This is a genomic window from Pseudoalteromonas sp. SG43-3, from assembly GCF_014164385.1.
GTDB lineage: Bacteria > Pseudomonadota > Gammaproteobacteria > Enterobacterales > Alteromonadaceae > Pseudoalteromonas > Pseudoalteromonas distincta.
In genome coordinates this window covers 181,776-198,251 of sequence record NZ_JACJFC010000009.1, presented here as the reverse complement: position 1 = coordinate 198,251, position 16,476 = coordinate 181,776, and the positions used below count along the sequence as shown (strand labels likewise).

The following is a 16,476-nucleotide window of genomic DNA, read 5'->3' as shown; positions in this document are numbered from 1 at the left end:
GGAATATAGGAATATAGGAATAGTAGAGAAGTGGTGGAGGGAGCTGGATTCGAACCAGCGAAGGCTGAGCCGTCAGATTTACAGTCTGATCCCTTTGGCCGCTCGGGAACCCCTCCACACTAATTTTATTGCATTTGGCCCCACTTAACTTAGCGGTAAGAAAAGTGGTGGAGGGAGCTGGATTCGAACCAGCGAAGGCTGAGCCGTCAGATTTACAGTCTGATCCCTTTGGCCGCTCGGGAACCCCTCCAATGCAACGGCGCTGATAATAGCAAATTGCGTATTTAAGTAAAGAAAAAAGCTAAAGAAAATTGAAATAAAGCCGATAAATATCCATCAGTTACCACAATCGACTAAAGACTATGCAAATAGATGATTTGTTAATCACAGAGAGTCAGTTAAACAGCAGGCTCAATAATAGTGTGCATGAAAATCGCCGTGGCGAATTTTCTCTATTATTAGCGATGCTGTCACATGACGCACTCGACTTTAGCCAATTTCATTTACCAAAAACTGAAATAGATAATTTAGTTATAGAAGAAGAGGCATTAAGAAAGCAATTTGGCGCAGGTCCAAAGCAACTTTTAGCCCCTGATGAATACAATATGTTGGTTGGACAGTTTAATGCATCATTAATATCTCAAGAAGGGGAGCGCTGCGGTATGACAAGTATTAAGCTAAGACAGTGCTTAAGCCCTGAACCACTTGCGATTAGAAATGATGATAAGCATATTCCACTTAATATAATAGATAACTGTGAGCTTGCTGTCAGAAGAAGAATTAAAAGCGAACAAACACAACTAGCGAATCCCCCTATAAATGCAGCTGCTTTTTACGACAGCCTTAATAGTGATGCAATACATCAACCACTTCAGCTTATTGCGGTGTGATATATGATTGTAATAATCATCAGTTAATATATGCTTTATAACGGGTCTGCTTTATATATTTGCTAATAATTGATTTAATGAAAAAAAAGCATCCAAAAATTAAATGCAATTGCTATAATGGCGTCAAATGGTATGACATGAAATGCCATTATCATTAAACCAAGGTAATTAGGAACGTAATGAAGAAAACATTCACGCTAAATCACGAGAAAATCAAATACCCTCGTATGGTTGATGCTGCAAAGCACGAAGTGAAAAAATATTTGAAAAGAGAGCGTAATAAAACGCTACCTGAAGATGCTGACTATTGGGCATTTGACTGTAAGTTTGGTAACACAGCTGAAGATGCGCAAGTTGTGCACGTTGCTGAATTAAGTAACCAAATTGGCGAAATTGAAAAGCAAGGTTTGACCTCTTTCTATGTAGAGATTTTAGCTCGACCTGCTCAACGTCAGCAATTAGATTTAGATGATGACGAATAATACTTAACTAAATTAAGTATTCAAAGTTATAAAATGAGCCCAAGTGGCTCATTTTTTGTTTTTATGCAATAAAGATTTACTAAAAAGCATTTTTATTAATAACCAATAAGTAGAATCCCTCTTAATTAACATTTGCATAACAAAATATGATGCTATAGGCTGTTTTTAATTAAAAAAACAAAACATTTTTACTATGCCAATAAATTACTCTGACCATCAATTAAAACTAAGTTTAAAGAATTCTAAAGTACTTATAGTTGACGATCAGTTATTAAGCTTAATCGTATTAAAAAAAATATTATCTGAGCATTTTAATGTGACAACAGCTGGAAGTGGTGAAGAAGCAATTGAAATTTGTAATGTAAATGTACCCGATATAGTCCTACTCGATATTAGTATGGGTGGAATGAGTGGTATTGATACATGTTTAAAATTAAAAAATAATACTGAAACACAGGATATCCCAGTTATTTTTGTTACATCCTTTGAAAACGAAGAAGAAGAGTGTTGGGAAGCCGGAGCTGTTGATTTTATTAAAAAGCCGATTGTAAAAGAAACACTATTTAGAAGGGTTCGTGCCCATATAACGTTAAAATTACAACACGACTTACTCAATCAAAAAGTATTTTTAGATGATTTAACTAAAGTATTCAATCGCCGTTATTTTGATGCACATTTTTCTAAAATGGAACGAAGCGCCTTACGAGAAAAAGTTGACTATGCATTATTACTCATCGATATAGATTATTTTAAGCAATACAATGATATCTATGGTCATGTGCAGGGGGATACGGTGTTAAACCTAGTAGCACAAACTATTACTAATAGTTTGCAAAGGCCAACCGATTTTGTTGCGCGTTATGGCGGCGAAGAGTTTGTAGTTGTTCTACCGCATACAAGCACTGAAGGTGCAATTTGTGTTGCTGATAAAATTAAACAGAATGTGGCCGATTTAGGAATATTACACAAATATTCAGAATATGATTTTGTGACTATTAGTATTGGCGGTGCAACCCTACAACCATACGTAAATAACAAAAACACGTTGCAGATCGCAGATGAAAAAATGTATGAGTCTAAAATGCAAGGGCGTAACAAAGTGTGTTTTTAAGTTTAGTTAGCTAATAAATCACTCTGCCACTTAAAAACACCTTTTAGGTGATAAATATTAAATAAGATTATTTATTACATGCTATGACATTTTTTGTACTTTTTATTGCTACCGCATGGGCAGTTATCATTTCTGCCTACTTTAATATCTTCAACAGGATATATAGTGCCATCTAAATAACGCCATTGAGTGTTTTCTTTAATAAACTGCGATTTTTCATGAAGCTCACAAAATAAGTTTTGATAAAAATATTGGGCTTTAAATTCTACAGTTCCAGTATCGCCATCATGGCTTGAGTCAATTAAATCAAGATTTATAAATCGACAGCTGTTAGCAAAATCATTGATTTCTTTAACCGGATTCTCAGCTTGTTTTTCTTTTGCGTAGGTTTGATAAACATATTTTGCATTTTTAATAACATAAGCGCTGAATCGTGACCGCATAAGTTGTTCAGGAGTGTCAGCTTGCTTTACAGATAAGTGAAGCGGCTCGCAGCAATCGGCATAATTGTGCCCACTGCTGCAAAAACATAATGTGGTATTGAGTGAAGTCATAATAATAATACAGAATCTAAAACATTAGTTTAACAAGCTTATTGAGCGAGTGGTATCTCTGTTGTTTGAGCGTTTTTAGTAAAACAGTATAGTTTTGTATTCGTTTTACTTAAATCGAACGATAGATTTGTAAGTAGTTGGTTATTAACTATATCGGTCCAGGTAATTACCGCTGCAAAGTTTCCATTATGTAACGCAGAATTTAATACATACTCTAAATTTACTAGGTGCTTCTGTCTAATAACAAGTAATTTGCTTGTATCAATAGAGCATGAGTCAAGTAAAGCTTTGCTAGGTACATGATCTGGCGCAATTAGTAACGTCCATGCATTAGAGCTATTGTATTGGTGTAATACTTTTAAAAGCTCAAAGGTCGCTGAAATTTCATCTTCAATTTGGATCAAATTTACGCAATCGCTTTGCTCGTCTTGTTGGTAACTTTTAACTGTTCTTACGGTAATAGGCTGTAACATAATTTCACTCACTGGGTTTTTATACAGTATTCATATACAGTAGTTTATACAGTGCTTTCGTGCAAGCATTTTATGCTATTTATTTGTACAGTTATTCAGCCTTTGATCATTGTTTTTTATTTTTAAATCTATAATTCTTTATTAATCAACTTGTTATAGGTTTGTTTTTGAGAAGGTATTTCAAAAATAAATTTTTGAGTAATGTTTTAATTTGTGGGTTTTATACTGAGTAGGAGTATCTTTGTAACTATATACAGTATTTTTCAACACTGTATACAGTACTTATAACTTAGTTGGTTTATGTGTCTTCACTCGTGCGAGGGATCATATGAGAAAACTGGAGTTGGTGAATTTGTTCGTACAAACTTGCTGCATAACATTGAGCATCTTTAAATCGCTTAGTTTCGATATGTTTGCGTATATCTGTAACCGCTGCAGTGGCAGGTGCGTATCCTTGGCTACTCGCTAAGCTCAACCAAGCTACAGCATGAAATACACTTTGTGGCACGCCTTCACCTTTTACAAAAAATAAACCTAAATAAAACTGTGCTCTATGGTTCCCTGCCATTGCAGCAAGGCGCATCCATTTTGCAGCCAATGGAGCTTGATTATTTTTTAAATAATATAGGGCTTTATTAATAGTACTTTGCTCATCTTTTTTATTATCAATGGGCGCGGGGCTGCTTTCTGGTTGAGTAACAAAACCTAAAATGTTGTCTAGCTGTTGCTCTAAGTCTTGCTCACAAGGTGTTGTTTTAAGCATATTGGTTCATTTATTATTTTAACTACTTTAACAGTTTAGTATATAGCAAGGTAAAATGTCCTGTAAAAGATAATTTTTATGTTAAAATCTCGTCACTTTTTACTATCACAAGTTTATTATGTTTGAAGCCTTATTTAAACTCAGCGAAAATAACTCAACAGTTAAACGCGAATGCGTTGCTGGCCTAACGACCTTTATCACTATGGTATACATTGTATTTGTAAACCCGGCTATGCTTGCTGAGGCAGGGATGGACCAAGGGGCTGCATTTGTAGCTACCTGTATAGCAGCTGCGATAGGCTGTTTTATAATGGGTTTGTGGGCTAATTATCCATTAGCATTAGCGCCTGGCATGGGACTAAATGCCTTTTTTACGTATGGCGTCGTATTAGGAATGGGTTATACCTGGCAAGCCGCATTAGGGGCTGTTTTTATGTCGGGTTGTATATTTTTATTTTTAAGCTTATTTAAAGTCAGAGAATGGATTATTAATGCCATACCTCTGGTGCTCAAGCGAGCTATCGCAACAGGTATAGGTGCTTTTTTAGCCTTAATTGCCCTTAAAAATGCAGGCATTATTGTCTCAAGCCCAGCAACATTAGTGCAATTGGGCGACATTACTTCCCCAGGCCCATTATTGGCTATATTAAGCTTTTTTGTAATTGCAGCGCTTTTATACCGCGATTTTAAAAGCGGTGTACTTATTAGTATTTTATTAGTGACTGGCATTGCACTAAGTTTAGGGCTAGTTGAATATCACGGTGTTATGGCTATGCCACCATCAATAATGCCTACTTTTATGCAACTAGATTTTGCCGCCGCTTTTGATATATCAATGATGAGTGTTATTTTTGCATTCTTGTTTGTCGATCTTTTTGATACTTCGGGTACATTAGTTGCGGTCACTCAAAAAGCTGGTTTAGCTGATGAAAAAGGTAACATGCCTCGTTTAGGGCGCGCACTAAGTGCTGACAGCTCTGCAACAATTGCAGGTGCGATGCTAGGCACGTCTACGACTACATCGTATATAGAATCGGTTGCTGGTGTTTCAGTTGGCGGACGTACTGGCTTAACGGCTGTAGTTGTAGGTATTTGCTTTTTACTAATGATGTTTTTTGCACCGCTTGCACAAATGGTACCGGCTTATGCTACGGCAGGTGCTATTTTATATGTCGCTGTACTGATGTTACAAAATTTAAAGTTTGTAAATTGGGATGATATGACCGATGCAATTCCTGTTACTGTGGTATTACTAATGACACCATTAACGTTTTCGATTGCGCACGGTATTGCACTTGGTTTTATATCTTATACGGCGGTAAAAGTATTGTGTGGTAAGCAAGATCAAATCAGTATTAGTGTTTGGATATTAACAGCCTTGTTTGTTTTCAAGTTTGCATTTTTGTCTTAATGACTAACAAATAGACAAAAAAGCCTGCATAAATTTAATTTGTGCAGGCTTTTTTAACGCTTTTATAAAAGAATTACCATTTCTTTTTAGGAGCAAACAATATATCTAAGTCGTCTTGCTCTTCTTCTGTTTTCTTTTTAAGTGCGCTTGCATTAGAAGCCCGCAGTTCAACACTAATTGCTTCTAAGTAACCTTCAACTTCTTGGCGTTTTGTTGTTACATATTCATCGGTGTATGTAACTGCATTGAGCGTTGCCTGTGCTTTTTCAAAATACTGCCTTGCAGAGCCAACCATACTCGCTGAGCGGGCAGATAAGCCACGTTTTATTTGGCTTTCGATATTAATACGCAGTTGTAGTTTTTCAAGACGTTTATCTTCTAAAACAAAAACTTGGCTATCAATACGACCTTTATTATGTTCAGAGCGTAAAATTGAGCGTAATTTTTTAATACCTTGAATTAGGCCAACAAGCTGCTTGTCATTACTCGGTAGCGTTAGGGCTTCACTGCTGTTGTCTAGAACTGCATTGGTGAGGTGCGTTTTAGCCTCACCTAAGCGGCTTTTGAGTGCTTTAGATGTTGGCGAACTAGTAACCATCGTGTTTAATGCTTCGTAAATACGGCGTTGCAATACACGGATTATATTTTCAGAAAGAGGTATATTGGCACTATTCATTAGTGCTTCTTCTGTTTCTTCTATTATAGCTTTTTGTTTTGTTAGCTCTTTGCGGCGTTCCGCTTCTTGTTTTTCTTTGTGTTGTTGTACAGCACTTACCCAAAGTGCAATCACAATCAATGCAACTATAAGCACTATTATAATAGAAACGATCATGGTGTAATTCTCGGATATATAACCTAATTATTTAATCTTACATTAAATATACGTTAACAGGGTAGCTTTGCGCCGATTAACTTAAAAAATACACCAAAAAATTGATAGGTTGAGCTCTTTATAAACCGTAGTCACCCTAAGGGCTTATAAACTAAAGCTGAATAAACATCGCTACCTCAAGCATATTTATTATGCTAGCCTTGAGCTCTAATCAGATAATTGCACACCTAAAGACCTAAAGTGATATTTTACGTAAATAACACTTGGTTTTAAGCGGTATTGCCTTTATAAATAATATGAATAATAACGTTAAAATTTGCAGCCATGAAATTACAACAACTCAGATACATCGTAGAAGTACAAAATCATAAATTAAATGTTTCAGCGACTGCTGAGAGTTTATTTACCTCGCAGCCAGGAATTTCTAAACAAGTACGCATGTTAGAAGATGAGTTGGGTGTACAAATTTTTGGTCGCAGTGGTAAACATTTAACGCATGTAACCGGTGCTGGCGAAGATATAATTAATATTTCTCGTGAAATACTCTCCAAAGTAGAAGGTATTAAAGCCGTTGCTAATGAGCATACGTTACCTGATCAAGGTAAGTTAAATATTGCCACAACACATACCCAAGCCCGTTATGCTTTGCCTAACGTTATTCAAGGGTTTATGAAAAAATACCCTGCGGTATCGCTTCATATGCACCAAGGTACTCCACAGCAAATATCAGATGCTGCAGCACGCGGTGATGCCGACTTTGCTATTGCAACAGAAGCACTGCATTTGTATTCAGATTTAGTTATGCTGCCTTGCTACCATTGGAACCGCAGTATTGTTGTTGCTAAAGACCATCCTCTCGCTAAAAAGGCAAATAGTTTAACTGTTGCTGACATTGCCCAATATCCACTCATTACATATGTATTTGGTTTTACGGGCCGCTCAGAGTTAGATAAAGCGTTTAGCGCACACGGGCTTGAACCACACATTGTATTTACAGCAACCGATGCTGACGTTATAAAAACATATGTACGTTTAGGGCTAGGAGTAGGAGTTGTTGCGTCAATGGCGATAGATCAAGTGAGTGACACTGATTTAGTGTGTATTGATGCAAGCCACTTATTTGAAGCTAGCACGACCAAAATTGGTTTTAGAAAGGGCAGCTTTTTACGTACTTACATGTATGATTTTATTGAGCGTTTTGCACCGCACTTAACTAAAGAGCGAGTAGAGCGAGCAAGCTTGTTACGTAACCAAGATGACGTAGATAAGTTATTTGCAGATATAGAGTTACCCGTTAAATAAGGTGATTGCATTGAACGAAAAATAAAAAAGCTGCCTATTTTAAATAGACAGCTTTTTCTTTTTATAGCGAGCTGATTAACATTCGATAATATTAACTGCTAATCCACCGCGAGCGGTTTCTTTGTATTTGGTTTTCATATCGTTGCCGGTTTCAAGCATGGTTTTAATCACTTTATCAAGTGATACCTTTTGCTCGCCACTGCCACGAATAGCTAAACGTGAGGCATTAATTGCTTTAATCGCGCCCATTGCATTGCGTTCAATACACGGCACTTGTACTAAGCCACCAACAGGGTCGCACGTGAGGCCTAGATTATGTTCCATACCAATTTCTGCTGCGTTTTCTACTTGCACAACATTGCCACCAACAATTTCTGTTAATGCGCCTGCAGCCATAGAGCACGCAACGCCAACTTCACCTTGGCAACCTACTTCAGCACCCGATATAGAGGCATTCTTTTTATATAAAATACCAATAGCAGCAGCCGTTAATAAATAACGTGTGGCTATATCGCGGTCTACTTCTTTCACAAATGTGTGATAGTACATAAGTACAGCCGGTAAAATACCCGCAGCACCATTAGTTGGTGCGGTAACTACACGGCCACCTGCCGCATTTTCTTCGTTTACGGCAAGGGCAAATAAATCAACCCAGTCCATTGCACGAAGTGGGTCGTTACTGACTTCTATATTTAGTTTTAAGTATAAGCTGGGCGCACGGCGTTTTACTTTTAAGCCGCCAGGTAGGATGCCTTCGGTACGCATACCACGGTCAATACAGGCCATCATTACTTTCCAAATATGAAACAGCGTGTCTTTTATTTCATCTTCAGTGCGCAGTGTTTTTTCGTTCTTCATCATTAAGCTTGAAACACTAAGCCCTGACTCTTTACACATCTCTAGTAGCTCTTTTGCGCTACTGAAAGGGAAAGGAGCTGGGTTTTCTTCTCTAATATCAAGGGCTGCTTGTTTTTCGTTTTCAAACTCTTCATCAGTAACAATAAAGCCACCGCCAATAGAGTAATATACTTTGCTGTAAACTTTTTCGCCGTTGTTTGAGGCGATAATTTCCATTGCATTAGAGTGTTTAGGCAGCGTTTTTCGACGATGAAAAACAATAGCACCTTGTTTTGGAAACTTAGCTTTGTGTGTTTTGTTTAAATAAATAACCTGTTCTTGTTCGATGGTGGCTAAAATGTCGTCGACTAAATCGGCATCTATAGTTTCAGGGTCATAACCGGCTAAACCAAGAATTACGGCTTTACCCGAGCCATGGCCAACACCTGTTTGACCCAAAGAGCCATAAAGCTCTACTTTAATATCGGTCACATTTGCTAATAATTGTTGTTCTTGTAGGTCATTAACAAATAAGCGTGATGCGCGCATTGGGCCAACGGTGTGTGATGACGAAGGGCCAATACCAATGCTAAACATATCAAATGCACTGATCATAATGTGTGTGTCTCTACTTTGTTTTATCAGCACGAAGCTGCTCTTTGAACGGTCGAGCATGATAACGTGGAATTGTGATTGTGTAACTACTAATAACGAAGATTTAAACTGGTAAGGCGAGTTGTTTTGTAAAGTTTTTTATAATGCTTGCTGTCGCACCCCAAAGTAAACCATGTGGCGTTTTAAAACCTTGCAAAATAACCGTTTTCCCAAATCGTTGAAAAGGTAAGGGTTGCCAATTAGCTTCGTTATTTAACTCAGTGACCGAGAGTAAAAAGCTCGCTTGTACTTCATTATAGTCATTTTCCCAGGTGGTGCCTTTATTAAGTAAACCCACATAGGGGCTAATACTAAAACCCGTTAATGTTGAATACTCAGGTAAGTGACCTATTACATTAACGTTGTTTTGGGCAATATTTAGCTCTTCTTTTAGTTCGCGAAGGGCTGTGGTGCGAAGGGTAATGTCGCTTACTTCAAACTTACCTCCGGGCAAACAAATCTCCCCAGGGTGATGGTGTAAATAAGTAGGGCGTTTACACAGTAAGATATGTGCATGATTATCTATATCAATAATTGGCAGCATAACAGCGCTAGCACGTTTTTTACGCGTGTCTTTTAACTGGTTTGGCGCAGCTGTAGGGCTTAACAGAAACCGCGCCATAATGTGTTCACTATTCAAAGCGACCTACTGTTTTAATAAAGGGAGGATTTTATTTACTTTATCGTAAGTTTCTTGATATTCCAATTCGACTTTAGAATCAGCTACTATTCCGCCACCTGCCCAGCAGTAAATTTGCGCTTTGTGGCACACCAAGGTACGAATAGTGATACTCGTATCCATATTTCCACATGCACTTAAATAACCAATTGAACCACAATAAATGCTGCGGCGATGTGGTTCTAGTTCTTCAATTATTTCCATCGCTCTAATTTTGGGCGCACCGGTGATTGAGCCACCCGGAAAAGCCGCTTTTAACTGATCGACCGCTGTTTTGCCTTCATCAAGTTCTGAGGTTACCGTGCTTACTAAATGATGCACTGCCGGAAAGCTTTCAATAGCAAAAAGGGAAGGGACGTGGACGCTGCCAGGTTTTGCCACTTTGCCTAAGTCGTTACGCAGTAAATCAACAATCATGACATTTTCAGCGCGATCTTTAGCTGATGCTGCGAGTATTTGGGCTTGGCGTTGATCCTCCAGCGCATCCGCTTTTCGCGGCAGAGTGCCTTTAATAGGTTTGGTTTCTACAACGTTATTATTTACAGATATAAAGCGCTCAGGGGAAATTGATAAAATTGCCCCTTGAGGGTGATTTATAAAGCTCGAAAATGGCGCTTTATTTGCCTCACGCAGTTTAATATAAGCCGCCCAAGGGGAGCCTTCAAACTGAGCGTTAAAGCGCTGCGCTAAATTAATTTGGTAACAATCGCCACTTTTTAGATACTCCTCAATTTGGGCAAACTTTGCAGCGTATTCCGTTTCGCTCATATTTGATTGCCAGTCGCTGTTTAGGGCAAAGGACTGCGTATTAACTTGGGAGTTAGCGTGTGTATTTAAGTATTGCTCATAAAGCGCTAATCGATCGGTGTTTGGCTGCGATACATAAAACCAGCTTTGTTGCTGCTTGTCGTAAATAAGGGCATCTAAGTAAAGGCCAATAGCCATTTGGGGAAGATTAATATCTTCAATAGCACGAGTGGGGATGTTTTCAATTGTACGCCCTAAGTCGTAGCCAAAGTAGCCAAGCCAGCCGCCGTTAAAGGGTAAATCGTAATCGGCTTTTGTTTTAGCAAGATGCGAAAGCTCATTATTCATAATTTCAAAGCAGTTATCACTACTTTCTATATTATTTAAAAAGCTTTTATTATTTTTTACTTCAAGGGTACTTTGCGGCTCAATAGCAACAATATCAAAACGGCTGTTTATATGATTACTATTTGCAGAATCTAATAGAATTGCATAAGGCAAATGTGAAAAATGCGCAAAAACGTCAATGCAGTTTTGTGTTATGCCTAATTTAATACAATTTTTTTTATTGTTTAGCATTTACTGCCCCTTTAAGAACTGGCTCGAAACGGGCTGGGAGGGTATCATAAGTCAAATTTTTTGGCAGCACTAAGCTGCAAAAAACAGTGCAAACCACCGTCACCGGTTTGATTTAGATTACGCGACAACGCGTAACGGTAACTTAAGGAACCACTATGAGTACAATTTGTCAGCAAGACTTTATTGATAGCATTGAAGATGCATTGCAATATATTTCGTTCTATCACCCACTTGATTTTGTTCAAGCACTCGAAAAAGCGTACAACAAAGAACAAAGTAAAGCGGCTAAAGACGCCATTGCACAAATTTTAATTAACTCACGCATGTCGGCTGAAGGCAAGCGTCCACTTTGCCAAGACACCGGTATTATTACCTGTTTTGTTAAAGTAGGTATGGATGTTAAGTGGGATAAAACAGATTTAACCGTTCAACAAATGGTTGATGAAGGTACTCGTCGTGCATATTTGAATCCAGATAACCCTTTACGTGCATCTATTGTTGCAGACCCTGCTGGTACGCGTAAAAATACTAAAGATAATACGCCTTCGGTTGTGCATATTGATTTAGTAGCGGGTGGAAAAGTAGAAGTAATGGTTGCGGCTAAAGGCGGCGGCTCTGAAAACAAAAGTAAAATGGTTATGTTAAACCCGTCAGATGATGTTGCTGCATGGGTAGAAAAAACACTACCAACAATGGGTGCTGGTTGGTGTCCGCCAGGCATGTTAGGTATAGGTATTGGTGGTACGGCTGAAAAAGCAGCAGTAATGGCTAAAGAGTCGTTAATGGATCCGGTTGATATCCATGAATTAATGGAACGCGGCGCAGAGACAACTGAAGAAAAACTGCGTTTAGAAATTTTTGATCGTGCTAATAAATTAGGTATTGGCGCACAAGGCTTAGGCGGTTTAACAACGGTTGTTGATGTTAAAATTAAAACAGCACCAACGCATGCAGCTTCAAAACCTGTAGTAATGATCCCAAATTGTGCGGCAACTCGCCATGTACATTTTACACTTGACGGTTCTGGCCCTGCTAATTTAAAAGCACCTAAGCTAGAAGATTGGCCACAAGTAACATTTGAAGTGGGCGAAGGCACACGTCGCGTTGACTTAAATACACTGACTAAAAAAGATGTTCAAGAATGGAAAATGGGTGAAACCGTTTTACTTTCGGGCACTATTTTAACAGGTCGTGATGCAGCGCATAAACGTTTGCAAGATATGATCAACTCAGGTGAAGGTTTACCTGAGGGCGTAGACTTTGATAATAAATTTATTTATTACGTAGGCCCTGTGGATGCGGTACGCGATGAAGCAGTAGGTCCTGCTGGCCCTACAACAGCCACTCGCATGGATAAATTTACCGATATGATGCTAGAAAAAACAGGCATTGTAGGCATGATTGGTAAAGCTGAACGTGGCCCTGCGACTGTTGAGTCTATTAAAGAGCATAAATCTGTTTATTTGATGGCTGTAGGCGGCGCAGCTTACTTAGTATCTAAAGCGATTAAAAAAGCGCGTGTTGTAGCTTTTGAAGATTTAGGTATGGAAGCTATTTACGAATTTGAAGTAGAAGATATGCCAGTGACTGTTGCAGTAGACAGTGAAGGCGCCAATGCGCATACACAAGGCCCTGCTATCTGGAAAGCTAAAATTGAAGAGCTTGATAGCAAGCTAAAATAACGTACGTTTTGTGTTTTTAAAAAGCGAGCCTAGTGCTCGCTTTTTTGTTTTTTTAAATAGGGTTATTAGTAAGTTTACAGCTCTGACCAGTTTGCGAAAAAGCTCACTTTTTACTGAAAACCTATAGGCAGCAGTACGTGTCGGGCAAGTAGCACTTGTATATTAAACTTTACATGCAATCGCTGTGTTACGTGTACGTAAACGTAAGTTAGTGAGATTCTTATATTCATAGTAATTAAAACTTACAAATGATGGTTTTGTGAATTTTTTATCTGTATAAAAGTTTTAATTAGGTTATTTAATTTAAGTTTAATGTTTTCATTGGTTTTATCATCTGTGAGTATGGCGAACACGTATATGAAGTGATAAAGTCTCGGCAATTTCCAGCGCGCATACCCTCTCACGGGTTAACTATTTCGGAGTATTTTAAGTGGCTGTGTTTAATCGAGTTGAATTTGATAACCATGAACAAGTGGTTTTTTGTTCTGATGAAGAGTCGGGTTTAAAAGCAATTATTGCTGTACATAATACCAACCTAGGTCCTGCAGTTGGCGGATGTAGAATGTGGGATTATGCGAACGACGAAGATGCTGTTTATGACGTGCTACGTTTATCAAAGGGCATGACTTATAAAAATGCAGTTGCGCGCTTACCCTTTGGTGGTGGTAAATCTGTAATTATAGGTAACGCGAAAGAAATTAAATCTGAGCAATTATTCCGTGCATTTGGCCGCCAGTTAGAGCGATTAAATGGCAGCTATTACTCAGCAGAAGATGTAAACATCACATGTGCTGATGTAGCTATCATGAATAAAGAAACTAATTACGTACTGGGTCTTGAAGGTAAAAGCGGTAACCCATCGCCATTTACAGCATACGGTACTTTTTTAGGAATTAAAGCAGCGCTACAGCATCAACGTGGCCATCAAAATTTTGCAGGTGTGAAAGTGGCTGTTCAAGGTTTAGGTGCTGTTGCTTATGGTTTATGTAAACATTTACATGATGCGGGCGCTGAGTTGTTTGTAACTGATATTAACCAAGCCGCCATTGATCGTGTAGTAAGTGATTTTGGCGCAACTGCGGTTGGCATTGATGACATTTACGACTTAGATGTTGATGTTTATGCACCGTGTGCACTAGGCGCAACTATTAACGATTTAACTATACCGCGTTTAAAAGCGACTATTATTGCAGGCTGTGCTAATAATCAGCTGGCAGAATCTCGCCATGGTGAAGTTATTCGTGAAAAAGGCATTTTATATGCACCAGATTACGTAATTAACGCCGGTGGTATTATTAATGTTTATTACGAAACAGCGCCAGATGGTTACAGTGCAGCAGCGTCTAATAAACATGTTGAAGGTATTTTTAATACGTTAACTGAAATCTTTGCCCGTAGCGAAAAAGAGCAAAAATCAACGCATTTAATTGCTGACGAATTAGCGCAAGAGATCATTAAAAACGGTCTGTGATCTAAGTTCTAATTTATATAAGGGTGTGCAATTGCACACCTTTTGTTTATCTGTAAGTTAATGCAATTGTTACTGAACAGCGGTACACTTTATTTTTAATTTTGTGCGGCAAATTATGACTCCCTCAACTTCTCTCATGCAGCTCATCGATTTAGATAATTGGCCTAGAAAGCAACACTTTGAATTATTTAAACACTTTTCTCAGCCTTATTTTAATGTGTGTGTGCGTTTAGATGCTCAAGCACTTTACGACTATTGCAAAACCAATCAATTTTCTTTTTTTCAAGCGTATGTATATTGCACCTTAAAAGCGTGCCATGAGTACGATTCAATAATGCTACGTATAATAGATAGTAAGCCATGGCTACTTAACAGTGTTCGCGCAAGTGTGGTTGAGTTGTCTGAAAACGATACGTTTGTTTTTAGTTATTTTAACAGCGCAAGCGATTTTAAAGAGTTTGCAAATCATGCAAGTGACGTAAGCAAAAAAGCGAAATTACAGCCGTTATTTTCTGATGCATTTGCTCAAACAGAAGGGCAGGCGGATTTAATTCATATATCTGTTTTGCCGTGGCTGAATTTTAGTGCGTTTTCGCATGCATTTAGTGAAGGGGAGAGTTTAGGCATTCCTAAATTTGTATTTGGTCAGTTTGATAAACACACAGGTACAATACCTTTAGCTATCGATGTACACCACTCATTAATGGATGGTTTGCACGTAGCGAAATTTATAAACACATTGCAGGGTACATTTGACTCCTTTTGCAAAGGTTAACTTTAAACACGTCATTTAACGGCAGTGCAAGCAATAATTAACCTGAACTCTGGATAATAAATCTATCTCAAGTAGCTATTTTTAGCGCTAACTGCGTTGAATTTACTTGCAATAGGCCCGCTATTGACGCGTAAATTCGCCTTGTTTTCACTAAAAATCTCTGGCTAGAGAAAATAAATTTAAATATCACCATGATCCAATACATTAGTAAATCTCTTAACCAAAGTTCAGGTTAAGTAATCTATAAGCAATGCTATGTGAATTACTTTATATTCAAATACATAACCTTATATGCTTGAAAAGCACGTGTGCTGGACATATTTATATACCATACCTTAGCTCAGGAAATCCCCATGATAAATGGACTGTTAATTGTTGTTTTAATTCTTTTTGTGGTGATTTTCTGGCGTTGGCCATCAATTCAAAACCGATTATGGCGCAGTAAATATAAAGACTTTGCTTTAAATTCACAGCAAAAAGATATTTTACTGCGTTGCATGCCCATCTATAAAAAAATGACCGACGCTGACAGAGAAAAGTTAGAGCGACATATTACGTGGTTTTTAAACGAAAAACGCTTTGTCGGTTGTGATGGCTTAAGGCTAACGTCTGCAATGAAGTTAATTGTTGCCGCCGATGCGTGTGTATTAGTGCTTAATAAACCGTGGCCGTTATATAGAAATGTAAAAGAAATTTTATTATACCCCAGTGCTTATTACGCCCCACAATCAACTCGCGATAGTGCAGGACTTGTGAGTTACCACAATACGGTAAGACTAGGCGAGTCATGGCCTGGCGGCACGCTTGTGCTCAGTTGGCATGATGTGCTTGAGGGTAACCGCTTGCCAAGTGATGGACATAATTTAGTTTTTCATGAGTTTGCGCATCAACTCGATCAAGAAACAGGTAAAACAACGGGCACACCCATTTTAAAAAGCTCAGCAGATTACAAAGAGTGGGGCCGAGTATTTAGCCGTGCTTTCACCCAGTTAAAAAGTCATGTTGCTTATAGCATGCCGCATGTTATTCACAGCTATGGTGCGACTAACGAAGCTGAGTTTTTTGCTGTACTCACCGAAACCTTCCTCGAAAAACCCGCAGAGCTTCGCCGATACGATCCTGAAATTTACAGTATGTTAGTTAATTACTATCAATTTGACCCTATTGTTTGGCATTAAACCTACATAAACCGCGCTTTATCATATAACGCTGGCAAGTTGCGTTTGTTTTTGTT

General features: G+C 38.3%; 16 protein-coding genes and 2 tRNA genes. 9 read left to right on the top strand and 9 right to left on the bottom strand.

What is annotated here, in order from left to right:
* Nucleotides 1-31: 31 nt before the first annotated feature.
* Together H5157_RS10760 and H5157_RS10755 are read right to left on the bottom strand one after the other, a co-directional pair.
* A tRNA-Tyr gene (locus H5157_RS10760) sits at nucleotides 32-116 on the bottom strand.
* A gap of 49 nt (nucleotides 117-165) precedes the next feature.
* A tRNA-Tyr gene (locus tag H5157_RS10755) sits at nucleotides 166-250 on the bottom strand.
* Nucleotides 251-362: 112 nt separating this feature from the next.
* Here H5157_RS10755 and H5157_RS10750 point away from each other — a divergent pair.
* The 3 genes from H5157_RS10750 to H5157_RS10740 all read left to right on the top strand — a co-directional run bounded on the left by H5157_RS10750 (nucleotide 363) and on the right by H5157_RS10740 (nucleotide 2,483).
* On the top strand, nucleotides 363-890 hold the full coding sequence (locus H5157_RS10750; protein WP_033021584.1) for a VC2046/SO_2500 family protein: 528 nt from the start codon (nucleotides 363-365) through the stop codon (nucleotides 888-890).
* Between the two features lie 179 nt (nucleotides 891-1,069).
* Nucleotides 1,070-1,372 carry a DUF6172 family protein gene (locus H5157_RS10745; protein ID WP_002961433.1) on the top strand — a complete coding sequence of 101 codons (303 nt, stop codon included), beginning with the start codon at nucleotides 1,070-1,072 and terminating at the stop codon, nucleotides 1,370-1,372.
* Between the two features lie 193 nt (nucleotides 1,373-1,565).
* Entirely contained in the window at nucleotides 1,566-2,483 is a 918-nt protein-coding gene (locus H5157_RS10740; RefSeq protein WP_138489334.1) for a diguanylate cyclase, read from the top strand.
* Nucleotides 2,484-2,557: 74 nt separating this feature from the next.
* On the opposite strand, the gene H5157_RS10735 is transcribed toward H5157_RS10740, so the two are convergent.
* The 3 genes from H5157_RS10735 to H5157_RS10725 all read right to left on the bottom strand — a co-directional run bounded on the left by H5157_RS10735 (nucleotide 2,558) and on the right by H5157_RS10725 (nucleotide 4,273).
* On the bottom strand, nucleotides 2,558-3,037 hold the full coding sequence (locus H5157_RS10735; RefSeq protein ID WP_024595938.1) for a YchJ family protein: 480 nt from the start codon (nucleotides 3,035-3,037) through the stop codon (nucleotides 2,558-2,560).
* A 38-nt stretch (nucleotides 3,038-3,075) separates the two neighbouring features.
* Complete coding sequence (locus tag H5157_RS10730) at nucleotides 3,076-3,510, bottom strand: SulA-like leucine-rich domain-containing protein (RefSeq protein ID WP_002961428.1); 435 nt, start codon at nucleotides 3,508-3,510, stop codon at nucleotides 3,076-3,078.
* Nucleotides 3,511-3,808: 298 nt separating this feature from the next.
* The gene (locus tag H5157_RS10725) at nucleotides 3,809-4,273 is read right to left on the bottom strand and encodes a tetratricopeptide repeat protein (RefSeq protein WP_182693823.1); all 465 of its coding nucleotides are present in this window, start codon (nucleotides 4,271-4,273) and stop codon (nucleotides 3,809-3,811) included.
* A 118-nt stretch (nucleotides 4,274-4,391) separates the two neighbouring features.
* On the opposite strand from H5157_RS10725, the gene H5157_RS10720 reads away from it, so the two are divergent.
* Complete coding sequence (locus tag H5157_RS10720; RefSeq protein WP_002961426.1) at nucleotides 4,392-5,684, top strand: NCS2 family permease; 1,293 nt, start codon at nucleotides 4,392-4,394, stop codon at nucleotides 5,682-5,684.
* Between the two features lie 73 nt (nucleotides 5,685-5,757).
* Here H5157_RS10720 and H5157_RS10715 read toward each other — a convergent pair whose 3' ends face one another.
* Entirely contained in the window at nucleotides 5,758-6,516 is a 759-nt protein-coding gene (locus H5157_RS10715; protein ID WP_024594743.1) for a hypothetical protein, read from the bottom strand.
* 324 nt (nucleotides 6,517-6,840) lie between these two features.
* Between H5157_RS10715 and cysB the strand changes: the two genes are divergently transcribed.
* On the top strand, nucleotides 6,841-7,818 hold the full coding sequence (cysB, locus tag H5157_RS10710) for an HTH-type transcriptional regulator CysB (RefSeq protein ID WP_002961670.1): 978 nt from the start codon (nucleotides 6,841-6,843) through the stop codon (nucleotides 7,816-7,818).
* A 75-nt stretch (nucleotides 7,819-7,893) separates the two neighbouring features.
* Here the strand turns inward: cysB and H5157_RS10705 are convergent, their stop codons facing one another.
* From H5157_RS10705 to pabB, 3 genes are all read right to left on the bottom strand, one after another.
* Nucleotides 7,894-9,270, bottom strand: a complete 1,377-nt coding sequence (locus H5157_RS10705; RefSeq protein ID WP_182724668.1) for an L-serine ammonia-lyase — start codon at nucleotides 9,268-9,270, stop codon at nucleotides 7,894-7,896.
* A gap of 103 nt (nucleotides 9,271-9,373) precedes the next feature.
* A complete protein-coding gene (locus H5157_RS10700; RefSeq protein WP_008135585.1) occupies nucleotides 9,374-9,949 on the bottom strand; it encodes a CoA pyrophosphatase in 576 nt (191 codons plus the stop codon).
* Between the two features lie 6 nt (nucleotides 9,950-9,955).
* Nucleotides 9,956-11,314: an aminodeoxychorismate synthase component I gene (gene pabB, locus H5157_RS10695; protein WP_024594771.1), complete on the bottom strand. Its 1,359-nt coding sequence runs from the start codon at nucleotides 11,312-11,314 to the stop codon at nucleotides 9,956-9,958.
* Between the two features lie 155 nt (nucleotides 11,315-11,469).
* Here pabB and H5157_RS10690 point away from each other — a divergent pair, with 155 nt between their 5' ends.
* The 4 genes from H5157_RS10690 (at nucleotide 11,470) to H5157_RS10675 (ending at nucleotide 16,420) form a co-directional block, all read left to right on the top strand.
* The gene (locus tag H5157_RS10690) at nucleotides 11,470-12,996 is read left to right on the top strand and encodes a fumarate hydratase (RefSeq protein ID WP_007375888.1); all 1,527 of its coding nucleotides are present in this window, start codon (nucleotides 11,470-11,472) and stop codon (nucleotides 12,994-12,996) included.
* A 430-nt stretch (nucleotides 12,997-13,426) separates the two neighbouring features.
* A complete protein-coding gene (locus H5157_RS10685; protein ID WP_002961676.1) occupies nucleotides 13,427-14,467 on the top strand; it encodes a Glu/Leu/Phe/Val dehydrogenase in 1,041 nt (346 codons plus the stop codon).
* A 136-nt stretch (nucleotides 14,468-14,603) separates the two neighbouring features.
* The gene (locus H5157_RS10680) at nucleotides 14,604-15,242 is read left to right on the top strand and encodes a CatA-like O-acetyltransferase (protein ID WP_182724667.1); all 639 of its coding nucleotides are present in this window, start codon (nucleotides 14,604-14,606) and stop codon (nucleotides 15,240-15,242) included.
* A 353-nt stretch (nucleotides 15,243-15,595) separates the two neighbouring features.
* A complete protein-coding gene (locus tag H5157_RS10675; RefSeq protein WP_002961680.1) occupies nucleotides 15,596-16,420 on the top strand; it encodes a M90 family metallopeptidase in 825 nt (274 codons plus the stop codon).
* Nucleotides 16,421-16,476: the final 56 nt, after the last annotated feature.